Below are 20,978 nucleotides of genomic sequence, written 5' to 3' on the forward strand. Positions count from 1 at the left end.
GTGCTCGGCCCCGCCCTCCGGAGCCTGTCATGCGCCTCTTGATCCGCAGCCTCGCCGCGCTTTTACTGATCCTCAGCCTGCCGCTGTCCGCCGCGCCGATGCACAGCCAATTCCTGCCGCCGGACGATCTGACCGTGCGCGATGCCGAGCCCGAGCAGCAGCAACTTCTGCAGGTCACCGATTACTCGGTGGTCGTCGGCGCGCAACGTCAGTCCAATCAGCAGCCGATTCCGGTTACCTCGCCGTTGATGATCCGCCTCAAGGGCAAGTCCTTGAACAAGGGAGCGACCATCACCCAAGTGCTGGTCAATTTCGACGGCGAAAGTAAAAGCCTGAAAAAACCGGTCTACGACGACAAGAGCAAAACCCTGACGTTGTTTTATCCACAGGCCCAATACCGCGTGATCATCGATCTGCTGCGCAATGACACCGTGTATGTGCAGTTCCTCAGTTACGCCAACGGCCATATCTGGGCCGATTTGCATACCGGGGCGGTGCGATCGCGTTGAGCCCGGCGGCCGGGCAGGGGTAAACTGCCCGCCCCGTGTAATGTCTGCGAGCTGGAGTCGGCAATGCGTAAAGATAAGAAACAAGTGATTGGTGACGAGATCGGCGATGAGCAGATCAAGCTGTTCCTCGATTTTGAACCGGTCGACGCCACTTCGCCGTCGCTGCACAAACTGATCAAGGCCTACCGTGGCCTGCGTATCGATGACTTCGAACGCTTCCTCGGCTTCTTCGTCGAGGCCGGTTACGACGTCGATGGCAAGGACGAGCAGGGCAAGACCTTTGTTGACCTGATCGCCGATCAGCGCAACGCCCCGGACTACATCGAGCTGATCGATAAAGCTCGCGCTTAAGATCAAAAGATCGCAGCCTTCGGCAGCTCCTACAGGATAAATACACATCCCATGTAGGAGCTGCCGCAGGCTGCGATCTTTTGCTTCTGACAGACATAAAAAAACGCCCCGATCGGGGCGTTTTTTATGCGGCGTGATCAAGCGTAGCTTGGCGTCTCGCTGCTTTCTTCAACCAGTTCCAGCGCGATGTTGTTCTGCGTGTTGATCTTGCGATACAGCGCAGCATCGGTTTCCAGGACCTTTTCACGGGCCGGGAAGATCTCGGCCAGTTTGCCAGCCCACTCACCCTTGGCCTTGGCCGGGAAGCACTTCTCGATCAGTTCCAGCATGATCGAAACGGTCACCGACGCACCTGGCGAAGCACCGAGCAGGGCGGCGAGGGAACCGTCCTTGGCCGCAACCAGTTCGGTACCGAACTGCAGGATGCCGCCTTTTTTCGGGTCTTTCTTGATGATCTGCACCCGTTGGCCGGCCACTTCCAGGCGCCAGTCTTCGGCTTTCGCCTCAGGGTAGAAACGGCGCAGGGAATCCAGACGCTGTTCCATCGACTGCATCACTTCGCTGACCAGGTATTTGGTCAGGTCCATGTTGTTTTTCGCCACGGCCAGCATCGGCCCGATGTTGCCGGCGCGCACCGACAGCGGCAGGTCCATGAAGGAACCGTGCTTGAGGAACTTGGTGGTGAAACCGGCGTATGGCCCGAACAGCAGGGATTTCTTGCCGTCGACCACGCGGGTGTCCAGGTGCGGCACCGACATCGGTGGCGAACCCACGGCGGCCTGGCTGTAAACCTTGGCCTGGTGCTGTTTGACCACTTCCGGATTGTCGCAGCGCAGCCATTGGCCACTGATCGGGAAGCCGCCGAAGCCTTTGCTTTCTTCGATGCCCGAAGCCTGCAGCAATGGCAGGGCGGCACCGCCGGCGCCGAGGAAGACGAACTTGGCGTCGACTTCACGGGTGTTGCCGTTGTTGACGTCCTTGATGCTCACGGTCCAGCCAGCGCCGTTACGCTTGAGGCCGGTGACGCGCTTGCAGTATTTGACTTGGGTGTCGGGTGCGCTGGTCAGGTGCTTGAGCAACTGATTGGTCAGGGCGCCAAAGTTGACGTCGGTGCCGTTCATCACGCGAGTGGCGGCGAGGACTTCGTCCGGCGAGCGGCCCGGCATCATCAACGGCATCCATTCGGCCATTTTGGCCTTGTCTTCGGTGTATTCCATGTCGGCGAAGGCGTGGTGCTTGTGCAGCACGTCAAAGCGTTCTTTCAGGAACGACACGCCGGAGTCGCCCTGGACGAAACTCAGGTGCGGTACCGGGCTGATGAAGGATTTGCACGAGCCGAAGGTGCCTTTCTTGGTCAGGTACGACCAGAACTGCTTCGACACCTCGAACTGGGTGTTGATGTGCACGGCTTTCTTGATGTCGACGGTGCCATCGGCGGCCTGCGGCGTGTAGTTCAGCTCGCACAGACCGGCGTGGCCGGTACCGGCGTTGTTCCAAGGGTTGGAACTCTCTGCGGCACCGGAATCCATCAGCTCGACGACTTCCAGCTTGATCGCGGGGTCGAGCTCTTTGAGCAGCACGGCAAGAGTGGCACTCATGATGCCGGCCCCAACCAGTACTACGTCGACTGCTTCGTTATGCGCCATTTAACGCGTCTCCAAAATCTGCAGCACCAAATTGTCGGCATGGCTGCCAGGCGTTCCGGGACAGATCAGTGGTGTCCAGGCTATCCATGGTCAGGTCGCCATGTCCGAATCTTCGCAATTTTTCGCAACTTCAACGGATGTATGCGGCTTGGCTTCAAGAGCTCCATGAACTCATTTCAGCGCGCGGCTGGCAATTCGACTTATGGTCGAGACATCCGTTTTTGTGCAACCAAATCCGTAGCGGACAGGCTTCAGGCTCCGATATTCGAGGTATACCCGGTCCTGTGTCGTTGGGCTGTTTCAGACGCTAATGGTGCATGTTCAGACGCAAAACTTTTCATTTGCTCGCCACACTCTTGTGAAGTTGTGAAAACCCGTTTTTTTCACGCTCTTTTGAAGACGTGAACCTCAAAAAAGGGCTGTCCAGGCCTGGCACCTTGCCCGCAAAGGCAAAACAACGCGGTGGCCGAGCGTCATGACAGCTCTGCAGATTCGCGAAAAGCGGGGTTTTTGCCGGAAGAACAGGCAAGCGCGCCAACTTCACTCGATCTGTGTGGGCGGCTCTCTGTGGGCGATTTTGGGTGTCGATGCATGCGCATTGACGCTGTTGCGGGGCCCGATCAGGAGACGTCCTTATAATCGGGGGGAGATTGTATCGAAGAAATGCGGGCAGTTGCTCGTGTTTAATGACTTTTATTAGGCATCCGGTCAGATGCTCAACATCGCTTGCACCCGTGCGCGGGGCTGCGACGCTATGACGCGGGCGCTGGCGGGCAGTGGCTGGTGCAACCAGTTGAGGCGGATTTCTTCGATTTCCACCCAACCGTCACCCATCGGCTGCAGGCTGCACTGCTTGAATGCCTGGCAATGGCCGTTGCGGTCGAGCAGGGCGAAGCTGCGATGCAGCGGACGTGGGGCGAACAACGAGATCAGATAACGCATGATTGAGTACCTTGTGGGGGGACTGATTGCAAGGTTGCCAAAGCGCCGTGACGTGAACGTGTATGGCGGGTGAATAATCTGTGACAGGAACCGCTTTCCCACGGGTTTGTCAGACATTTCAGTATTCGCTGCCGGGCGCTGGTTACCCGCAGTGGCCCACCGCTATACTGCCGGCCTGTTTGTGCCTGATTCTGGAGAGAAGAGCATGTTGCAACGCCTGTTGTTCGGTTTGATCACTGTGGCCGGTTTGACCCTGGCCGGCTGCGCCCACAGCCCGCAACAACTGAGCCCGGAGCCGAAGCTGACCACCCAGTTGCCTGCGGTCGGCCGTGGCCAGCCTGTTGTTGTGCGTGTAGTAGACGGTCGTCCGTCGCCAACCCTCGGCACCCGTGGCGGTCTGTACCCGGAAACCAGCGCCATCACTGTGCAGCGCGAGCAGATCCTGCCGAAGCTGCAGGCTCAGGCTGAAGCCGCCGTGCGTCTGCTCGGGTTCACCCCGACCAACAACGCGCCAAATGCTCCACAGCTGACCGTGACGCTGGCCGAGCTGAAGTATCAGTCGCCGAAAGAAGGCATGTACGTGACCGAAGCAACCATCGGCGCGACCTTCCGCTCCGACGTGCAGAACGCAAACCGCCGTTACAGCGGCCGTTACGGTGCGTCGCTGGACCAGCGTTTCGGCATGGCGCCGAACCAGGAAACCAACACCAAACTGGTCAGCGATGTCTTGAGCGATGCGCTGACGCGTCTGTTCAAGGATCCGACTGTGGGTCAGGTGCTGGCTGAGTAAGTTTTCGGCGGATGTGAAAAAGCCCGGGGCCAGTGATGGTTTCGGGCTTTTTTGTGGGGCCTGAAATCCTACCCCCTCACCCCAGCCCTCTCCCCCAGGGGGGCGAGGGGGAAAGGGAGCCGATCGGGGGCTTTTCAGAACCGGAGTTCAACTCGAGTTTTTCAGGTCGATGTATCTCGAATAAACACCTCGGTCAGTCCCCTCTCCTTCTGGGAGAGGGCTAGGGTGAGGGTGCTTTTGCTATTTTCAGGCCGCCTGAGAATAGAAGTCGAGCACGCTGACGCCCGTCAGCAAATCCGTCTCGGGCAAATCTGCATGCTGATGCCCGCCGAGCGCGCAATACACCAGCCAATGGCGATCCTGAACATTGAAGGCAAGGCTGCCGACGAGGCTTTGTTGTTCGTCGTAAGGCGTGATGAGGTACAGACGATCCTGGTTTTCAGCGTGAAGCATGTCGCGTTCCATGTGTGTTTCGAGGCGCGCAGGGTGGCCTATCCACATGACGATGCCGTGACACAGGACAGCCATCGGTCGATTGTCAGGTAATTTGTCGCAAAGCCTGGGGCAGGGCGTTCGGGTTTCGGTAGAATCCGCGCCGCAGTCGTCGATCGGGCGTCTGCCATACCGGTTCAGATAGAGGTCTGTGATGTCGCTGCACTTGATGACACTGTTTACCGCCCATCCCGCCAAGTTGATCAACCTGCTGGCGCTGTTGTTGGCGTTTCCGGGCAGTTGGCTGCTGCACGCCACTCGCCGCCGTGAACAGCGCGCGATGGCCAGCATTGCCGCCCAGCGTCAGGCGCAGCCGAATGCCGAGCCGATCCTGGACTGGGCGACCTTGCGCATGAACCGGTTTTTCTACCGTTTTGGTTTTGCCTGCCTCGCGCTGGCCCTGATCGTCTCCTGGATCAGCACACGCTTCTAAAAGCAAAAGATCGCAGCCTTCGGCAGCTCCTACACGAATCCCCTGTAGGAGCTGCCGAAGGCTGCGATCTTTTGATCTTGCCGTTGTTTTACAGCGGCAACCCAGCCTTGACCCGGTATTGATTACGCACCGGCGTCGCATATTGCAGGACCAGATACGGACGATGCTCCTCAGGGCAAGCGTCCAGCCGGCTCTGCCACTCTTCCTGCGCCTTGGCCAGCTCATCCGCCGGGAAAACCTCGGCAGCCTTCGGCACATTCAACTGCGGATCGGCATCGGCCCACTGCGAGTACGCCAGGTAATGCACCGGGAATAACCGGTAGCCGCCGAGAATCTGCTTGTCCATTTCGACCGCCAATTGCTTGGTGTCTTCAAACAGCTCGGTGATCGGCGCCGCAAAGTTCACGTGCACCCGGCCTTTGTAGCCGGTGATGCCCTTGGCGATGCTTACGTCATCCTCGCCCGGCGCTTTCGCGTAGGTGCCGGTGGTGGCGCGGATGAATAGCTCGCGGGCCTTGGCCTGGTCGCACGGGTCGTATTCGTAGCTGATCGACACCGGGGTGACGTTCAGCGAGCGAATGACTTCGCCGAACGGCTCGTCCTTGCGGCTCATGTGGAACATCTTGAGGATCGCCGACTCGGTGCGATCGTCGCCGTCCTTCGCCCGACCTTCGGCCTGAGCGATCCAGATCGACGCGCAATCGTTGCGGATCGAGTGGTTGATGTACGCCGACAACAGTTGATACGCAGCCATTTTCTCGCGACGGCCGGTGATCGAACGGTGGACGATGAAGCTTTTGTTCAAACGCATCAGGTCGCTGACAAACGGCTTCTGCAGCAGATTGTCGCCGATCGCGATGCGCGGGGTCGGCAGGCCTGCGTGGTACACGGCATAGTTGACGAAGGCCGGGTCCATCACGATGTCGCGGTGGTTGGCGATGAACAGATAGGCGCTGCCGGACTTGAATTGCTCGACACCGGTGTAGGTCACGCCGTCGGTGGCGCGCTCGATGGTGTGGTCGACGTAGGACTCGACCTTGTCCTGCAACGTCGCCACCGAGGTCACGTCGGCGAACTCACGACGCAGCCGATGGGCTATAAGTGGTTTGAGCATCCAGCCGAAGGCACCGGCAAAACGCGGGAAGCGGAAGTGGGTGAGGATATCTAGAAACGCCTTGTCGCCGAGCAGTCTTGCCAGTACCACAGGTACTTCGCTGTCGTCGTAAGGTCGGATGGCATCGAATTCGCCCATCATGCTCTCTTGTTGGAAACGGCTAGGGTAAGTAAAGGTTTTGATCGAAAACCCGCGGGGCACGGTCTGAAAAAGTAGCCAGACAAAAATAGCCCTGCAAATAGACCGGCGATTATACGCACAAGTCACTTGGGAGACCGCGATGCTGGAACCTGCTGAATACGAATGTCCTTATTGTGGGGAAACGGTCGAAACGTCAGTGGACCTGTCCGTTGGCGATCAGACCTATATCGAAGATTGTCAGGTGTGTTGCCGGCCAATCACGTTTGTATTGCAGGTACACGAAGAGGACTGGTTTCTGGAAGTCTTCAGCGAAAACGAGTGAGGCGCGCCCATGCAGCGAATCTACGAGCCGGAAAACCTGATGGAAGGTGAAATGCTCAAGGGCATGCTCGCCAGCGAAGGCATCGAGGCGCACTTGATTGGCCGCGATTTGCTCGGTGGCACCGGCGAGCTGCCGATCTTCGGTCTGTTGGGCTTGTCTGTGGATAACGATCAGGCCGAATACGCCCGTGAGCTGATCACCGCGTACAATGCCGCGCTGCCGCTGCCCGGCGATGAACCGGAGAGCTTTCCCGGGACGCTGGTCTGTTAGGCTGAGCTTCGTTTTACTTCAGAGTCGTGTTGCCCCATGTGTGGACGTTATGCCCTGTTTCGCTGGAACCGCGATTTCGCGGCCCTGCCAGGTTTTCCCGCCGATCAGCAGGCGCAGTGGAACATTTCCCCCAATGATTCGGTGTTGATGCTGCGTGCCGGTGAAGACGGTCAGCGCACCTTGGCCCGCGCCCGTTGGGGGCTGACACCGCCGTGGCTGACCGATTTGTCGAAGACGCCGGCGCATGCCCGCGCGGAAACCGTGGCTGAGCAACCGATGTTTCGTGAGGCGCTGCGTCAGCGTCGTTGCCTGCTGCCGGCGAATGGTTTTTACGAATGGCGCGGGACCCAGCGCAAGCGGCCTTACTGGCTGACGCCGGGGGAGGGCGCTTCGCTGTTTTTTGCGGCGATCTGGGAGGCGTATCCGGTGCAGGAGCAGGTCTGGCTGAGCACGGCGGTGATTACTCAGCCGGCGTCGAGTCAGCGCCGGCCGTTGATTTTGGATGAGGCGGGGCAGGCGGCTTGGCTCGATCCGGAGACGCCGTTACATGTATTGCAGGGGTTGCTGGCCAGTGAACCTGCTGCATTGCGTGAGCGGGTGTTGGCGAATCTGATTAATGATCCGAAGCTCAATGGGCCGGAGTGTTTGACTCCGGGTTAAAGCATTTAGATCAAAAGCCCCTCACCCTAGCCCTCTCCCGGAGGGAGAGGGGACTGACCGAATTTTCTACCGTCATGCATCGACCTGAAAAATCGTGGCGATTATGGATTCGGTGAAAAGCGTTCAAGTCGGTGTACTTCGTCAATATCCCCCAATCAGTCCCCTCTCCCTCTGGGAGAGGGTTAGGGTGAGGGTGCTCTTGGCTTTTCAGACCTTGAACTGATTGATCAACCGCCGCTGCTGCTCCGCCAGTTTGGTCAGATCTGCGCTCGCCGAACTCGACTCATCCGCGCCACCCGCCACTTCATTGGCCACTTGCCCAATGTTGATCACGTTGCGATTGATGTCATCCGCCACTGCACTCTGCTCTTCAGCCGCGCTGGCAATCTGCGTGTTCATGTCGTTGATTACCGATACCGCGTGAGTAATCGTCTCCAGCGCTTGAGCCGCTTTCGCCGCGTGCTGCACGCTTTCATCAGTGCGGTTCTGGCTGTCCTCCATGACCCGCACGACATCGCGGGTGCCCTGTTGCAGTTGCTGGATCATGGACTGGATTTCTTCAGTGGCTTTCTGGGTTTTCTGCGCCAGATTGCGCACTTCATCCGCCACCACGGCAAAGCCGCGACCCTGCTCGCCGGCACGCGCCGCTTCAATCGCCGCGTTCAGCGCCAGCAGATTGGTCTGCTCGGCAATCCCGCGAATCGCCGTGAGAATCGCGTTGATGTTCTCGCTGTCCTTGGCCAAGGTCTGCACCACATCGACAGCCTTGCCGATTTCCAGCGCCAACACGCCAATCGAATCGGACGTGTCACGCACGATCTGCATGCCCTGACTCGCCGCCTGATCGGCATGGCTGGCCGCTTGCGCAGCCTGCGTAGCGTTACGCGCGACGTCCTGGGCGGTGGCGGTCATTTCCTGCACTGCCGTGGCGACCTGATCAATCTCGGCCATTTGTTTCTGAATGCCGATGTTGGTGCGAATGGCGATGTCGGCGGTGTGCTCCGAGGAATCGCTGACGCTCTGCACCGACGTCACCACTTGGGTGATCATCGCCTGCAATTTAGCGAGGAAGGTATTGAAGCCCTTGGCGATCGAGCCCAATTCATCGCTGCGATCACTGCTCAAGCGTCGGGTCAGATCACCTTCACCCTGAGCAATGTCATTGAGCATCGCGACCATTTGCTTCAGCGGTCGGGCGATGCCGTGGCCGACCAGCCAGATCACCAGCAAGCCAATGCCGGCGATGATCAGGCCAACCATGGCCATGCCGAACGTGTCGGACTTGCGTTGCGCATCGAGGTCGGCCTGCAGTTTTTGCAGATCCGCCATCACCGCGTTGAGCGGCAGTTGCAACATCAACGTCCAGCGCGCGTCGGTCTGGCCGATGCCGAACGGCAGGTACAACTCGATGCGGCCCTTGTCCTTGTTGACCGAGTAAGTCACTTCGCCGCGTTTGAGATTGGCCAGGTTGCCGATCTGCTCGGCGTCGAGGATATCGCTGACTTTTTCGCCGAATTTGCTCGGGTCCTTGGTGTAGGCAACGATCCGCCCGTTACCGCCAATCAGCGCCATTTGCCCGGCGCCGCTGTACAGCTTCTGGTTGGCGCCGAGGAGCATTTCCTGAATGAAGTTCACCGACAGGTCGGCGCCGACAATGCCCTGGAAAGCGCCGTTGAGCATGATCGGCTCAATAAAGGAGGCGAGCATGACGATCTTGTCGCCGACCTTGTACGGCGCCGGATCGATCACGCAGGCTTTCTTCGTTTCCTTCGAGCACAAGTAGTACTCGCTGGCGCGCACGCCGGTGGACAGGGTTTTCTGGTCGTCGACGTCGACCAGTTTGTCCAGGCCGAGGGTGCCGTCATCGTTGCGGAACCACCACGGCAGGAAGCGCCCGTTGGCGGCATCGATACCGACCACGCTGGTGCCGACGTAGGCCGCGTCATTGTGGTCCAGGGCGTTCTTTTCCCAGCCGATGTAAGTGCCGAGAATCTTCGGGTTCTTTTCGACGTTTTCTTTGATCAGGCTGATCAGTTGTTCGCGGCTGACCGTCAGGCGCGGCTGGCCATCGGCGCCCGGCGTGCCGAGCAGGGCGTTGACCCGCACCAGTCCGCCGGCGATCAGCAGCGGCGCTTCAAGCTCGCGCTGGATCTGGCTGACCTGAGTCTGCGCCAGCGAGGTCAGGCGCTGCTCGATGACTTGCTCGAACTGCGCCTGAGTGCGCTGCTGCACCATTTCTTGCGTGCGCGCGCCGGAAAACAGCGCATACAGCACCAGCGCGGCCACCACGCTAAGCACGATGGCGCCAGCCAGGGCGGCAACGGAAAACTGGATCGACTTGAACTTCATGGGAGCTCCGCACGCAAGAGGACGTCTGCGCTGATGTATCGGCAGGCGGCATTGGGCCATGAGTGCGAGCCGGTGCAATTGCAAGCCGATGTCGCAAATGGATCAGTGCGCGACGCAGTTGCACGGGGCTTGGTGGTGGCTGTGAATTTTTTACGACAGGCCAAGTGGGAAACGTCTGAAAGTCGCTGCAACACGTCCGTTGTATCTGGCGTCGATACAATTACCCGCCTAGGATACGCGACAGGTTTTCAGGGAGCTTTTGAATGAACAAGACATTGGTTGTAAGTGCACTGAGCGCAGCGCTGTTGCTGGTCGGTTGTCAGTCGGTCAACACCACCAGCGGCGGCGCCGTGGGGGTGGAGCGCAAGCAGTACATGTTCAGCATGCTGTCCTCGCAAGAGGTCGACCAGATGTATGCCCAGTCGTATCAGAAGACCGTCGGCGAGGCCTCAAGCAAAGGCGTGCTGGACAAGACCAGCCCCGAGGCCAAGCGGGTTCAGGCGATTGCCAACCGCTTGATCGCCCAGGCGCCGAACTTCCGTCCGGACGCGGCGCAATGGCAGTGGGAAGTCAATCTGATCAAGAGCGATGAACTCAACGCCAACTGCGGTCCTGGCGGCAAGATCATTTTTTACACCGGGCTGATCGACAGCCTGAAGCTCACCGACGATGAAATCGCTGCGGTCATGGGCCATGAAATCGCCCACGCCCTGCGCGAACACGGTCGTGAAGCGATGTCCAAGGCTTACGGGATTGAAATGGCCAAGCAGGGCGCAGGTGCATTGCTCGGTCTGGGTCAGGACAGTCTGGCGCTGGCCGACACCGTGGCCAACTATGGCATGACCCTGCCGAACAGCCGTGCCAACGAAAACGAAGCCGACCTGATTGGTCTGGAGCTGGCCGCACGCGCCGGGTACAACCCGAACGCCGCGATCACCTTGTGGAACAAGATGAGCAAGGCGTCGGAGGGTTCGCCGCCGGAGTTCATGAGCACTCACCCGGCTTCGACCAGCCGGATTGCCTCGTTGCAGACGGCGATTCCGAAGGTCATGCCGCTGTACGAACAAGCGCCTAAATCCTGAGTCGGTGATCGTTCCCACGCTCTGCGTGGGAATGCCTCAAGGGACGCTCCGCGTTCCAAAAGGGACGCAAAGCGTCCCCGGCTGCATTCCCACGCAGAGCGTGGGAACGATCCTTCTCTCAGGGTTAAACCCAGCCACTGCTCTGCATTGCCTTGTACACCGCAACGATCGCCAGAATCATGAATGCCGAGGCCGCGAGGCGACGGATCAGGGTCAGTGGCAATTTGTCTGCGGCGAAGTTACCTGCCAGCACCACCGGCACGTTGGCAATCAACATACCCGCCGTGGTACCGATAATCACCAGCCACAGATCCGGGTATTGCGCGGCCAGCATTACCGTGGCGACCTGAGTCTTGTCGCCCATTTCGGCGAGAAAAAACGCAATCAACGTGGTCAGGAAAGGCCCGAACTTGCGCGCGGTGCTGGTTTCATCGTCGTCCATTTTGTCCGGGACCAATGTCCACAGCGCAGTGGCGGTGAAGCTTGCGGCGAGTATCCAGTGCAGCGTCGCATTCGAGAAGAAACTGCCGAACCAGGCGCCGACCGCACCGGCTGCTGCGTGGTTGGCCAGGGTCGCGGCGACAATACCGGCAATGATCGGCCAGGGTTTGCGGAAGCGAGCGGCGAGAATCAGCGCGAGCAGTTGCGTCTTGTCGCCGATTTCGGCCAAGGCAACGATTGCGGTGGGAACGAGTAACGAGTCCAGCATCAGGATTTCCTAAGGGGCGGGTCGACACGGCTATGACACGTACAGCCTTCCCGCCCCGGGTAAGGTGTGCGTGTCATAGGTCTTGTCAAACCCTGCGATCCGTCTGCTGCGGACGCTTGGGTCGCATACGCCATGATCTGAGGATCAAGTATGTTGACGTATACCGGACGAGCTTGGCGCTCGTGGGAGACTACTCCCCTAGGACGGAGCGGATTCTGCCTAGGCAAATCCGTTTGGGCAAGAACAAATTTTCAGCCGCGCTTGGCCCGGTAAATCCGGAAACCATTGCCTTCAGCCTTGATCGCACACACACCCAAATGCTCTTCGATCAGCGGTTGATACTTGAGGAAGCTGTTCGCCACCAGACGCAGTTCGCCGCCGTTTTTCAGATGTTTCGCCGCTTTTCGCAGCAAGTTCTCCGTGGCGAAATAATCGGTATGCACGCCGACATGGAAGGGTGGGTTGCTCAGAATAGCGTTCAAACCCATTGGTGCAGCGTCGATCCCGTCCCCGGTCAGCACTTCGGCTTCCAGACCGTTGGCAGCCAGCGTCAGACGGCTGCTGGCGGCAGCGAACGCATCCACATCCAGCAACGTGACCTGATTGTGTGGGTAGCGACGTTTGACCGCAGCCCCCAGCACGCCCGCGCCGCAACCGAAGTCGAGCAAATGGCCGCTCGGCAGTTTGTCCAGATGCTCCAGCAGCAGGGCGCTGCCGCGATCCAGGCGACCGTGGCTGAATACGCCCGGCAGGCTGATGACTTTCAGCGGACCCTCGGCCAAAGGCAATTCATAGGTCTGCGCCAGGCTTTCCAGGGATTTTGCTTCCGGCGCGTTGGCTACGGTGACTTGCCAGAGCTGGCAATGACGCGCGCTGTCGAGCTTGCGCGGTTTGCCGAACGGGTTGAGCTGCTTGGACGCGCCTTCGATGCCGCTGCGTTTTTCGCCGACTAGAAACACTTCGCGGCCGGCCAGACGCGAAGCCACCGCGTTGAGGATGTAATCGGTCAGATCTTTGGATTTTGGCAAGAACACCACGGCGCTGTCGAACTCGCGCTCCGGGATGTTCACGCCGAAATGGCTGCGACCTTCGAAGCGCGCGTCCAGCGCGGCTTGATCGCCGGCATGCCAGCACCAGCCGAATGCGTTGGGCAGGCGCCCGAGCAAATCGTCGGCGGGCAAACCGGCCAACAGCAACGAACCTTGAAACAACTCGGGCTGACGAAGCAGTACTTCACTGCGCGGATCCATAACTGCTCCTCAAAAAAAAGTGCCGCAGTTTATCAACTGACGACCCGCAGCGCCTTACCGCTGAAAAACGCCTGGGCGTTTTCGGTCAATTGGCCGACGATGCGCTGCCGTGCCTCGCGGCTGCCCCAGGCGTTGTGCGGGGTGACGATCAGGCGCGGAATGTCCGCCGCGAGCAACGGATTGCCCTGGGTCGGCGGCTCGACGCTCAACACATCGGTAGCCGCGCCGCCGAGGTGACCGTTGCGCAAGGCATCGGCCAGCGCTTGCTCATCGATCAGTCCGCCGCGTGCCGTGTTGACCACGAATGCTCCGGGTTTCATCGACGCCAATTCGCGGGCACCGATGAAGTGGCGGGTGTGCTCATTGAGCGGGCAGTGCAGGGTGAGGGCGTCGATCTGCGGCAACAGCTCATCCAGTGGCAAGCGATCCGGGCGGGCTGGGCGCCCGGGAATCTGCCCGAGCAGCACGCGCATGCCGAACGCTTCGGCCAATCGCGCCACGGCGCCGCCGAGTTCGCCATGCCCGAGCAAGCCGAGGGTTTTGCCTTCCAGCTCGACAATCGGGTAGTCGAGCAAACAGAACTGTTTCGCCTGTTGCCAGCGACCTTCGCCAACGGCTTTCTGATAATCGGCCAGACGCGTGGCGAGGTTGAGCAGCAGCATGATCGTGTGCTGCGCCACCGACGGCGTGCCGTAACCTTGGCAGTTGCACACGGTGATGCCGTGAGCGCGGGCGGCAGCAAGGTCGACGTTGTTGGTGCCGGTGGCGGTGATCAGGATCAGTTTCAGCTCGGGGTTGGCGGCCATCGCGGCGGCGTCGATCAGGATCTTGTTGGAAATGGCGACGGTGGCGCCATGCAGGCGTTCGCTGACTTGCTCGGGCAAGGTCTGGGCGAACAGCTGCAGATCGCTGAAACACTCGCGCAACGGACTGAGGTCGAGGTCGCCGAGATCCAGCGAAGGGTGATCAAGGAATACCGCGCGGCGCGTGTTCGTCATCAACTGTACCTTTTGTGCTGTGAGCGTTGGGCGTAATCTGCCGAGCCTACCAGATGAAACAAATTGATACGCTTGGCCGAAAGGAGCCCCCATGTACTGGACCGAGTTCTTGACCGTTGCACTGATCCACTTGCTGGCCGTCGCCAGCCCCGGCCCGGACTTCGCCGTGGTGGTGCGCGAGAGCGTGACCCACGGGCGCCGCGCGGGCACCTGGACGGCACTCGGTGTCGGCACGGCGATTTTCCTGCACGTCGGTTATTCGCTGCTCGGCATTGGCCTGATCGTGTCGCAATCGATTGTGCTGTTCAACGCCTTGAAGTGGGCGGCGGCTGCGTACTTGCTGTACATCGGCTTCAAGGCATTGCGCGCGCAACCGGCGAAAACCGTCACCGATGATCTGCACAAAGAGGCTGGCGTACGCACCGCTCGCGGCGCATTCACTTCAGGCTTCGTGACCAACGGCCTGAACCCGAAAGCCACACTGTTCTTTCTGTCGCTGTTCACCGTGGTGATCAATCCGCACACGCCACTGGCCGTGCAGGCCGGTTACGGGATTTACCTGGCTGTCGCAACTGCGATTTGGTTCTGCCTGGTGGCGATGCTGTTCAGCCAGCAACGTGTACGCGCCGGTTTCGCCCGCATGGGCCATTGGTTCGACCGCACCATGGGCGCGGTGCTGATCGCTCTCGGCGTGAAAATCGCGTTTACCGAGATGCATTGATCCTACTGTGTAGGAGCTGCCGAAGGCTGCGATCTTTTGATCTTGATCTTAAAAAACAAAGTCAAAAGATCGCAGCCTCGTTGCACTCGACAGCTCCTACACGAGTTCGCTGAGCTTGCTCAGGTTATTCAGGTATTCGCGGGGATTTTCCCCAAGCAAACGGCGAAACATCGCGCTGAACGCCCGCGCGCTGCCGTAACCCAAATCCCGCGCCACACGCTGCACGCTGTCCCCGGCGAGCAGGCGTGGCAGGGCTTCCATCAGGCGCAGTTGCTGGCGCCAGGCGTTGAAACTCATCTGCAATTGCTGCTGAAACAGCCGTGCCAACGTGCGTGAGCTGGCGCCAACCTGCTGCGCCCAGTCTTCCAGCGTATTGGCGTGATCCGGGGTGTGCAGCAGTGCCAGACAGATGTTTTGCAGACGCCGGTCAGTGGGCATCGGAATGTGCAGCGGCAGGTTCTCCAGGCTGGCGAGTTCTTCGAGCATCAGTTGCTGGATCAACGGATTATCGGCATGCGGCGGCCCTTGCACGGCACGCAGGATCAGCTCGCGCAGCAGCGGCGTCACCGCCAATACGCAGCACTGTTGCAGGCTGGCGGGCGACAGCTCAGGGGCGATGAACAGCGAGCGCATCTGCACATCGCCACTCATGAAAATCTCGTGCGCCACCTCGGGTGGAATCCACACCGCGCGACTCGGCGGAATCACCCACGCACCCGATTCCGTGACCACGCGCATGATCCCGCTGACCGCGTACAACAACTGCGCCTCGCGATGCAGGTGCAGCGGCTGGTGCGCGCCATCCAGATAATCCCGGGGGTAGGCACTCACCGGGCCGTGTTCGAAGTGGCTGATCAACATGTCTGATTCGATGACTTGCTTGGCAGGAATGCGCTTTACGGCCAACTTAGCATAAGCGCCACACAACAACGTAAAGCGTGCCGCCATGAATCAATCCCGCAATGTCATTCGCTATATCAACGCCGCGCATGTGATCGATCACATGTTCATGCTGATTTTTCCCGCCGCCGTGCTTGGCATGACTCAAGCGTTCGGTCTCGATTACGCCGCACTGATCGGCTTGTCACTGGGCGGTTTCATTGCCTTCGGCGCTTGTTCACTACCCGCTGGTTGGCTGGGTGATCACTGGAGTCGGCGACAGATGATGCTGGTGTTTTTCTTCGGCATTGGCGCTTCGGCGATCTTCACCGGGCTGAGCAACAGCCCGAGCATGCTGGTGATCGGCCTGACCCTGATCGGTATTTTTGCGGCAATTTATCACCCGGTCGGCACGGCAATGCTGGTTGCTTACGCGCAGAACCGTGGCCGCGAAATCGGCATCAATGGCATGTGGGGCAATCTGGGCGTGGCGTTTTCTGCGTTGATCACGGGGTTGTTGGTGGCGCAATTCGGTTGGCGCTCGGCGTTTCTGATACCGGGCGCAGTGGCGATTGTGCTGGGGGTTGGTTTCGCTTTGCAGGTGCGTGAAGAACCGATTCCGAAGCGTGCGCACACACCACTCAAAGGTGCTTCCGGTCAGCGTATTTCGATGATGATGGTGTTCGGCGTGCTGGCGTTGGCCACGGCCACCGGCGGTGTGGTGTTCAACGCCACCACCATGACCTATCCAAAGCTGTTTCAGGAGCGTTTGCATGAGCTGTTCGCTTCGCCGCAAACCCTCGGCGTGGTGGTCAGTCTGGCCTATGCCTTCGGCGCGGTCGCGCAGTTGAGCATTGGTCGGATATTGCATCGGCTCAGCCTGAAATGGCCGTTCATTGTCCTGACGCTGTGCCAGGCACCGTTGCTGTTTGCGCTGGCCTATGCCGACGGCTGGGCAGTAATTGCCCTCGGTGCAGCGTTCATGTTCGTGGTGTTCGGGCAGGTAACAGTCAACGATGCGATGGTTGCCAACTTCGTCGCCCCGCAATGGCAATCACGGGTGTTCGCCCTGCGTTACTGTTTATCGTTTGGTGCCAGTGCGACGGCGATTCCGCTGATTTCCTATGTCGAACCGCGCCATGGTTTTGTAGGCCTGTACTTGATTCTCGCGGGTTTCGGCGCGTTGACCTTCCTTGCTGCAGTCGTATTCCCACGCACGCCTTCTGAAGAGGCAGTAGGACAAACGGCCTGACCGAAGACGAAAACCGGCAAATGCTGGCGCAAAGCTAGCATTTGTACGGCTTTGCAAATCATTCCTTTGGCTGATTTGGCTGGCGTATAAGGGTTCTAGAGTACCAATCTCTACGCCAACACCGTGCAGTCAGAAAAGGGATTCTTATGTTGCAGACTCGCGTCATTCCCCCGGCCGATGGGGCCTACCAGTATCCATTGCTGATCAAACGGCTGCTGATGTCCGGCGCCCGTTACGAGAAAACCCGCGAGATCATTTACCGCGACCAGATTCGCTATAGCTACCCGACCCTGATCGAGCGCGTGGCGCGGTTGGCCAACGTGCTGACGGCGGCCGGTGTCAAGGCCGGTGACACCGTGGCGGTGATGGACTGGGACAGCCACCGTTACCTGGAATGCATGTTTGCGATTCCGATGATTGGCGCGGTGATCCACACCATCAACGTGCGTCTGTCGCCTGAGCAGATCCTCTACACCATGAACCACGCCGAGGACCGCTTTGTGCTGGTCAACAGCGAGTTCGTCGGGTTGTATCAAGCGATCGCGCCGCACCTGACCACGGTCGAGAAAACCCTGCTGCTGACCGATCTGCCGGAGAAAACCGCCGATTTGCCGAATCTGGTCGGCGAGTACGAGCAACTGCTGGCCGCTGCAAGTCCGCAGTACGACTTCCAGGACTTCGACGAAAACTCGGTCGCGACCACGTTCTACACCACCGGCACCACCGGCAACCCGAAAGGCGTGTATTTCACCCATCGGCAACTGGTGCTGCACACCATGGGTGTGTCGACGATCATGGGTTCCATCGACAGCGTGCGCCTGCTTGGCACCAACGATGTGTACATGCCGATCACGCCAATGTTCCACGTTCACGCCTGGGGTCTGCCATACGTGGCAACCATGCTCGGACTCAAGCAGGTTTATCCGGGCCGCTACGATCCGGAGTTTCTGGTGGAGTTGTGGCGCAAAGAGAAGGTCACCTTCTCCCACTGCGTGCCGACCATTCTGCAAATGCTGCTTAACGCCAAAGGCGCACAAGGCACCGATTTCGGCGGCTGGAAAATCGTCATTGGCGGCAGCGCGCTCAATCGCACGCTGTATGAAACCGCGAAGGCCCGCGGCATTCAGCTCACCGCCGCCTACGGCATGTCGGAAACCGGGCCGCTGGTGTCCTGCGCGCACCTCAATGACGAGCTGATGGCCGGCACCGAAGACGAGCGCACCACTTACCGAATCAAGGCCGGTGTGCCGGGGCCGCTGGTGGAAGCGGCAATCGTCGACGGCGACGGCAATTTCCTCCCGGCCGACGGTGAGACCCAGGGCGAACTGGTGCTGCGCGCGCCCTGGCTTACCGAAGGTTATTTCAACGAACCGCAGAAGGGCGCCGAACTCTGGGCCGGAGGCTGGTTGCACACCGGTGACGTCGCCACGCTCGACAGCATGGGCGTGATCGACATCCGCGACCGCATCAAGGACGTGATCAAGACTGGCGGCGAGTGGATCTCCTCGCTGGACCTCGAAGACCTGATCAGTCGTCACGTCGCGGTACGCGAAGTAGCAGTGGTGGGGATCGCCGATCCGCAGTGGGGCGAGCGTCCGTTTGCCTTGCTGGTGATCCGCGAAGGGCATGTGATCGGGGCACGCGAGCTCAAGGAACACCTCAAGCCGTTCGTGGAGTTGGGCCACCTGAGCAAGTGGGCAATCCCGAGTCAGATCGCCCTTGTTACCGAAATTCCCAAGACCAGCGTCGGCAAGCTCGACAAGAAGCGCATCCGCCTCGACATCACCGAATGGCAGGCCAATAACAGCACCTTCCTCTCGACACTTTGAGTGTCTGCTGGCGCGCCGAAACCGGCGCGCCAGACCCACCAAGCAAGCGCTTGGCTTGTGAAATCGAAAAAATCAGCCATCCTTGCCGTGCCGACATGCGTCGGACTGGCGAAAGGACTGTTCCAGAGTGGCCGGCAGCTGCAAATCACACTTTAGAGGGATCAAGCAGTACCACCTGCTGGCTATAGTCCGCTCAAGGATTTTTAAGAACGGAGCACACGCACAAATCGGGGCGATGCATCTTTGGAGTGATTTCGGGTTGTCTCTGGCACCTGGTCCTTCAGGCGTTTTTAAAAGTACTCACTGCCATAACAATAATGCACATGGAGTAGCGTCGATGACCTCAGTAAACCAGTTCTGGCGCCGGGCGAAACTGCCTCTGGCGGTCAGTCTTGCCTCTTCGCTCGCCGGGCCCGCATTCGGCGTCAGTTTCAACGTCGGTGAAATCGAGGGCCAGTTCGACTCGTCCCTGTCGATCGGTGCCAGTTGGTCTACTCAGAGCCCGAACAAGAACCTCATCGGCGTCAACAACGGTGGCCACGGCCTGTCGCAGACATCCGATGACGGTCACGCCAACTTCAAGAGCGGTGAAACCTTTTCGAAGATCTTCAAGGGCATCCATGACCTTGAACTGAAATACGGCGACACCGGCGTGTTCGTCCGTGGCAAATACTGGTACGACTTCGAACTCAAGGATGAAAGCCGCCAGTTCAAGGACATCAGCGATTCGGGTCGCAAAGAGGGCGCGAAATCGTCCGGCGGGCAGATCCTCGACGCCTTCGTCTACCACAACTACGCGATTGCCGATCAGCCGGGTTCCGTGCGTCTGGGCAAGCAGGTGGTGAGCTGGGGTGAAAGTACCTTCATCGGCGGCGGCATCAACTCGATCAACCCGATCGACGTCTCCGCGTTCCGTCGTCCGGGTGCCGAAATCAAGGAAGGCCTGATTCCGGTCAACATGTTCTATGTGTCGCAGAGCCTGACCGAAAACCTTTCGGCTGAAGCGTTCTACCAGCTGGAATGGGACCAGACCGTCGTCGACAACTGCGGCACGTTCTTCTCTCAGCCGGACATCGTTGCGGATGGCTGCGACAGCAATCTGCGCGTGCTGAACAAGCGTTCGCAGATTCCGGCGATTGCCCTGGGGCCTCTGGCGGGCGCAGGCGTCGATGTCAACGAAGAAGGCGTGCTGGTGCGTCGCGGCCCGGATCGCGATGCCCGCGACAGCGGTCAGTGGGGGGCGTCCCTCAAATACATGTTCGAGCCACTCGATACCGAGTTCGGCGCCTACTTCATGAATTACCACAGCCGTGCGCCGATCTTCAGTGCGACTGGTGCACCGCAGTCTGTCTACAACACTGCGGCCTCGCTGCCGGGGCCATTTGCCGCGCTCGCGCCACTGCTGGTAGCGGGCAACTCGAACTACTTCATTGAATACCCTGAAGACATTCGCCTTTACGGTCTGAGCTTCTCCACCACCCTGCCTACCGGTACGGCGTGGAGCGGTGAGATCAGCTACCGTCCGAACGCGCCGGTGCAACTGAACTCCACCGACATCCTGTTCGCCGGTGTGCGTCCGATCGGTGGTGCACTGACCAACGCTTCGATTCTCAATGGCGTGCCGGGTCAGGACCTGCACGGTTACGAACGCAAGGAAATTACCCAGATCCAGACAACGTTCACGCACTTCTTCGACCAGGTCATGGGCGCCAGCCGTCTGACCCTCGTCGGTGAAGTCGGCGCGACCTACGTCGGCGGCCTGGAAAGCCGTTCCGAGAAGCGTTATGGCCGCGATCCGGTGTATGGCCCGGGCGAGTTGCCGGCCACTGGCACAGCCAACACCTGCGCCAACATTCTCAACGCCAGCACCATCAACGGTGCAGGGCCGGGTTCGCCGCAGAACAACCGCAGCCGCAATTGCGACAACGACGGTTTCACCACATCGATGTCGTGGGGTTACCGCGGTCGCGCCATCTGGGAATACAACGACGTCTTCGCCGGTGTGAACCTCAAGCCGAACGTGGCCTGGTCCCACGACGTCAGCGGCTACTCGCCAGGCCCTGGCGGCAACTTCGAGGAAGGTCGCAAAGCGGTCAGCCTGGGCGTTGATGCCGAATACCAGAACACCTACACCGCGAGCCTGGCTTACACCAACTTCTTTGACGGCAAGTACACCACTGTGGATGACCGCGACTTCGTTGCGCTCAGCTTCGGCGTGAACTTCTAAGCACTGCATTCA

The 20,978-nt window shown here is 59.6% G+C and carries 21 protein-coding genes, 1 pseudogene and 1 riboswitch; of the genes and pseudogenes, 12 read left to right on the forward strand and 10 right to left on the reverse strand.

What is annotated here, in order from left to right; all coding sequences use genetic code 11:
• Window positions 1-29: 29 nt before the first annotated feature.
• Window positions 30-509 (forward strand): hypothetical protein, encoded by a 480-nt coding sequence (locus ACM6IN_RS14290; RefSeq protein WP_414893580.1) that lies wholly within the window; start codon window positions 30-32, stop codon window positions 507-509.
• Window positions 510-572: 63 nt separating this feature from the next.
• Window positions 573-860 carry a PA4642 family protein gene (locus tag ACM6IN_RS14295; RefSeq protein ID WP_007912836.1) on the forward strand — a complete coding sequence of 96 codons (288 nt, stop codon included), beginning with the start codon at window positions 573-575 and terminating at the stop codon, window positions 858-860.
• A 137-nt stretch (window positions 861-997) separates the two neighbouring features.
• On the opposite strand, the gene mqo is transcribed toward ACM6IN_RS14295, so the two are convergent.
• Both mqo and ACM6IN_RS14305 read right to left on the reverse strand, forming a co-directional pair.
• Window positions 998-2,506: a malate dehydrogenase (quinone) gene (mqo, locus tag ACM6IN_RS14300; protein WP_095114387.1), complete on the reverse strand. Its 1,509-nt coding sequence runs from the start codon at window positions 2,504-2,506 to the stop codon at window positions 998-1,000.
• A 708-nt stretch (window positions 2,507-3,214) separates the two neighbouring features.
• Entirely contained in the window at window positions 3,215-3,448 is a 234-nt protein-coding gene (locus ACM6IN_RS14305) for a hypothetical protein (RefSeq protein WP_007912834.1), read from the reverse strand.
• A 205-nt stretch (window positions 3,449-3,653) separates the two neighbouring features.
• Between ACM6IN_RS14305 and ACM6IN_RS14310 the strand changes: the two genes are divergently transcribed.
• The gene (locus ACM6IN_RS14310) at window positions 3,654-4,238 is read left to right on the forward strand and encodes a YajG family lipoprotein (protein ID WP_007912832.1); all 585 of its coding nucleotides are present in this window, start codon (window positions 3,654-3,656) and stop codon (window positions 4,236-4,238) included.
• A 246-nt stretch (window positions 4,239-4,484) separates the two neighbouring features.
• On the opposite strand, the gene ACM6IN_RS14315 is transcribed toward ACM6IN_RS14310, so the two are convergent.
• Window positions 4,485-4,691: a hypothetical protein gene (locus ACM6IN_RS14315; protein WP_008083982.1), complete on the reverse strand. Its 207-nt coding sequence runs from the start codon at window positions 4,689-4,691 to the stop codon at window positions 4,485-4,487.
• Window positions 4,692-4,884: 193 nt separating this feature from the next.
• On the opposite strand from ACM6IN_RS14315, the gene ACM6IN_RS14320 reads away from it, so the two are divergent.
• Complete coding sequence (locus tag ACM6IN_RS14320) at window positions 4,885-5,163, forward strand: hypothetical protein (RefSeq protein WP_007912825.1); 279 nt, start codon at window positions 4,885-4,887, stop codon at window positions 5,161-5,163.
• Between the two features lie 88 nt (window positions 5,164-5,251).
• Here ACM6IN_RS14320 and ACM6IN_RS14325 read toward each other — a convergent pair whose 3' ends face one another.
• Complete coding sequence (locus tag ACM6IN_RS14325; RefSeq protein ID WP_414893581.1) at window positions 5,252-6,415, reverse strand: 1-acyl-sn-glycerol-3-phosphate acyltransferase; 1,164 nt, start codon at window positions 6,413-6,415, stop codon at window positions 5,252-5,254.
• Between the two features lie 142 nt (window positions 6,416-6,557).
• Between ACM6IN_RS14325 and ACM6IN_RS14330 the strand changes: the two genes are divergently transcribed.
• From ACM6IN_RS14330 to ACM6IN_RS14340, 3 genes are read left to right on the forward strand one after another with little or no spacing between them, the layout of a single operon-like run.
• On the forward strand, window positions 6,558-6,740 hold the full coding sequence (locus tag ACM6IN_RS14330) for a CPXCG motif-containing cysteine-rich protein (protein WP_414916240.1): 183 nt from the start codon (window positions 6,558-6,560) through the stop codon (window positions 6,738-6,740).
• Window positions 6,741-6,749: 9 nt separating this feature from the next.
• Window positions 6,750-7,010, forward strand: a complete 261-nt coding sequence (locus ACM6IN_RS14335) for a putative signal transducing protein (RefSeq protein ID WP_007912819.1) — start codon at window positions 6,750-6,752, stop codon at window positions 7,008-7,010.
• 36 nt (window positions 7,011-7,046) lie between these two features.
• Window positions 7,047-7,670, forward strand: coding sequence for an SOS response-associated peptidase (locus ACM6IN_RS14340; RefSeq protein ID WP_123376569.1), 624 nt, complete (start codon window positions 7,047-7,049; stop codon window positions 7,668-7,670).
• Between the two features lie 207 nt (window positions 7,671-7,877).
• Here ACM6IN_RS14340 and ACM6IN_RS14345 read toward each other — a convergent pair whose 3' ends face one another.
• Window positions 7,878-8,720, reverse strand: coding sequence for a methyl-accepting chemotaxis protein (locus ACM6IN_RS14345; RefSeq protein WP_414893586.1), 843 nt, complete (start codon window positions 8,718-8,720; stop codon window positions 7,878-7,880).
• A gap of 12 nt (window positions 8,721-8,732) precedes the next feature.
• Window positions 8,733-10,079: pseudogene (locus ACM6IN_RS14350) on the reverse strand (HAMP domain-containing protein); the annotation flags it as partial.
• Between the two features lie 203 nt (window positions 10,080-10,282).
• Here ACM6IN_RS14350 and ACM6IN_RS14355 point away from each other — a divergent pair.
• Window positions 10,283-11,101, forward strand: a complete 819-nt coding sequence (locus tag ACM6IN_RS14355) for a M48 family metallopeptidase (protein ID WP_414916241.1) — start codon at window positions 10,283-10,285, stop codon at window positions 11,099-11,101.
• A gap of 124 nt (window positions 11,102-11,225) precedes the next feature.
• On the opposite strand, the gene ACM6IN_RS14360 is transcribed toward ACM6IN_RS14355, so the two are convergent.
• From ACM6IN_RS14360 to ACM6IN_RS14370, 3 genes are all read right to left on the reverse strand, one after another.
• Complete coding sequence (locus ACM6IN_RS14360) at window positions 11,226-11,810, reverse strand: TMEM165/GDT1 family protein (RefSeq protein ID WP_007912813.1); 585 nt, start codon at window positions 11,808-11,810, stop codon at window positions 11,226-11,228.
• An 88-nt stretch (window positions 11,811-11,898) separates the two neighbouring features.
• A riboswitch (yybP-ykoY riboswitch) is annotated at window positions 11,899-12,021 on the reverse strand.
• A 40-nt stretch (window positions 12,022-12,061) separates the two neighbouring features.
• Window positions 12,062-13,060, reverse strand: coding sequence for a class I SAM-dependent methyltransferase (locus ACM6IN_RS14365; RefSeq protein ID WP_077574494.1), 999 nt, complete (start codon window positions 13,058-13,060; stop codon window positions 12,062-12,064).
• 32 nt (window positions 13,061-13,092) lie between these two features.
• Window positions 13,093-14,058, reverse strand: a complete 966-nt coding sequence (locus tag ACM6IN_RS14370) for a 2-hydroxyacid dehydrogenase (RefSeq protein ID WP_095112424.1) — start codon at window positions 14,056-14,058, stop codon at window positions 13,093-13,095.
• A gap of 91 nt (window positions 14,059-14,149) precedes the next feature.
• Here ACM6IN_RS14370 and ACM6IN_RS14375 point away from each other — a divergent pair, with 91 nt between their 5' ends.
• On the forward strand, window positions 14,150-14,779 hold the full coding sequence (locus tag ACM6IN_RS14375) for a LysE family translocator (RefSeq protein WP_007912807.1): 630 nt from the start codon (window positions 14,150-14,152) through the stop codon (window positions 14,777-14,779).
• A gap of 96 nt (window positions 14,780-14,875) precedes the next feature.
• Here the strand turns inward: ACM6IN_RS14375 and ACM6IN_RS14380 are convergent, their stop codons facing one another.
• Window positions 14,876-15,640 (reverse strand): AraC family transcriptional regulator, encoded by a 765-nt coding sequence (locus ACM6IN_RS14380; protein ID WP_414916245.1) that lies wholly within the window; start codon window positions 15,638-15,640, stop codon window positions 14,876-14,878.
• Window positions 15,641-15,725: 85 nt separating this feature from the next.
• On the opposite strand from ACM6IN_RS14380, the gene ACM6IN_RS14385 reads away from it, so the two are divergent.
• The 3 genes from ACM6IN_RS14385 (at window position 15,726) to ACM6IN_RS14395 (ending at window position 20,966) form a co-directional block, all read left to right on the forward strand.
• On the forward strand, window positions 15,726-16,910 hold the full coding sequence (locus ACM6IN_RS14385; RefSeq protein WP_414916242.1) for an MFS transporter: 1,185 nt from the start codon (window positions 15,726-15,728) through the stop codon (window positions 16,908-16,910).
• 146 nt (window positions 16,911-17,056) lie between these two features.
• Window positions 17,057-18,739: a fatty acid--CoA ligase gene (locus ACM6IN_RS14390; RefSeq protein WP_007912801.1), complete on the forward strand. Its 1,683-nt coding sequence runs from the start codon at window positions 17,057-17,059 to the stop codon at window positions 18,737-18,739.
• 337 nt (window positions 18,740-19,076) lie between these two features.
• Window positions 19,077-20,966: a DUF1302 domain-containing protein gene (locus ACM6IN_RS14395; protein ID WP_007912799.1), complete on the forward strand. Its 1,890-nt coding sequence runs from the start codon at window positions 19,077-19,079 to the stop codon at window positions 20,964-20,966.
• The last annotated feature ends 12 nt before the right edge of the window (window positions 20,967-20,978 follow it).

It is taken from the genome of Pseudomonas sp. IT-P395, assembly GCF_949767675.1.
Classification (GTDB): Bacteria; Pseudomonadota; Gammaproteobacteria; order Pseudomonadales; family Pseudomonadaceae; genus Aquipseudomonas.

Bases quoted from the DNA above. Each gene is read 5' to 3' on its own strand.
- ACM6IN_RS14355 (WP_414916241.1), top strand. From the start codon at position 10,283: ATGAACAAGACATTGGTTGTAAGTGCACTGAGCGCAGCGCTGTTGCTG.
- ACM6IN_RS14320 (WP_007912825.1), top strand. From the start codon at position 4,885: ATGTCGCTGCACTTGATGACACTGTTTACCGCCCATCCCGCCAAGTTG.
- ACM6IN_RS14345 (WP_414893586.1), bottom strand. From the start codon at position 8,720: ATGATCACCCAAGTGGTGACGTCGGTGCAGAGCGTCAGCGATTCCTCG.
- ACM6IN_RS14365 (WP_077574494.1), bottom strand. From the start codon at position 13,060: ATGGATCCGCGCAGTGAAGTACTGCTTCGTCAGCCCGAGTTGTTTCAA.
- ACM6IN_RS14290 (WP_414893580.1), top strand. From the start codon at position 30: ATGCGCCTCTTGATCCGCAGCCTCGCCGCGCTTTTACTGATCCTCAGC.
- ACM6IN_RS14360 (WP_007912813.1), bottom strand. From the start codon at position 11,810: ATGCTGGACTCGTTACTCGTTCCCACCGCAATCGTTGCCTTGGCCGAA.
- ACM6IN_RS14330 (WP_414916240.1), top strand. From the start codon at position 6,558: ATGCTGGAACCTGCTGAATACGAATGTCCTTATTGTGGGGAAACGGTC.
- ACM6IN_RS14375 (WP_007912807.1), top strand. From the start codon at position 14,150: ATGTACTGGACCGAGTTCTTGACCGTTGCACTGATCCACTTGCTGGCC.
- ACM6IN_RS14385 (WP_414916242.1), top strand. From the start codon at position 15,726: ATGAATCAATCCCGCAATGTCATTCGCTATATCAACGCCGCGCATGTG.
- ACM6IN_RS14340 (WP_123376569.1), top strand. From the start codon at position 7,047: ATGTGTGGACGTTATGCCCTGTTTCGCTGGAACCGCGATTTCGCGGCC.
- ACM6IN_RS14335 (WP_007912819.1), top strand. From the start codon at position 6,750: ATGCAGCGAATCTACGAGCCGGAAAACCTGATGGAAGGTGAAATGCTC.
- ACM6IN_RS14295 (WP_007912836.1), top strand. From the start codon at position 573: ATGCGTAAAGATAAGAAACAAGTGATTGGTGACGAGATCGGCGATGAG.
- ACM6IN_RS14390 (WP_007912801.1), top strand. From the start codon at position 17,057: ATGTTGCAGACTCGCGTCATTCCCCCGGCCGATGGGGCCTACCAGTAT.
- mqo (WP_095114387.1), bottom strand. From the start codon at position 2,506: ATGGCGCATAACGAAGCAGTCGACGTAGTACTGGTTGGGGCCGGCATC.
- ACM6IN_RS14325 (WP_414893581.1), bottom strand. From the start codon at position 6,415: ATGGGCGAATTCGATGCCATCCGACCTTACGACGACAGCGAAGTACCT.
- ACM6IN_RS14310 (WP_007912832.1), top strand. From the start codon at position 3,654: ATGTTGCAACGCCTGTTGTTCGGTTTGATCACTGTGGCCGGTTTGACC.
- ACM6IN_RS14380 (WP_414916245.1), bottom strand. From the start codon at position 15,640: ATGTTGATCAGCCACTTCGAACACGGCCCGGTGAGTGCCTACCCCCGG.
- ACM6IN_RS14370 (WP_095112424.1), bottom strand. From the start codon at position 14,058: ATGACGAACACGCGCCGCGCGGTATTCCTTGATCACCCTTCGCTGGAT.
- ACM6IN_RS14395 (WP_007912799.1), top strand. From the start codon at position 19,077: ATGACCTCAGTAAACCAGTTCTGGCGCCGGGCGAAACTGCCTCTGGCG.
- ACM6IN_RS14305 (WP_007912834.1), bottom strand. From the start codon at position 3,448: ATGCGTTATCTGATCTCGTTGTTCGCCCCACGTCCGCTGCATCGCAGC.
- ACM6IN_RS14315 (WP_008083982.1), bottom strand. From the start codon at position 4,691: ATGCTTCACGCTGAAAACCAGGATCGTCTGTACCTCATCACGCCTTAC.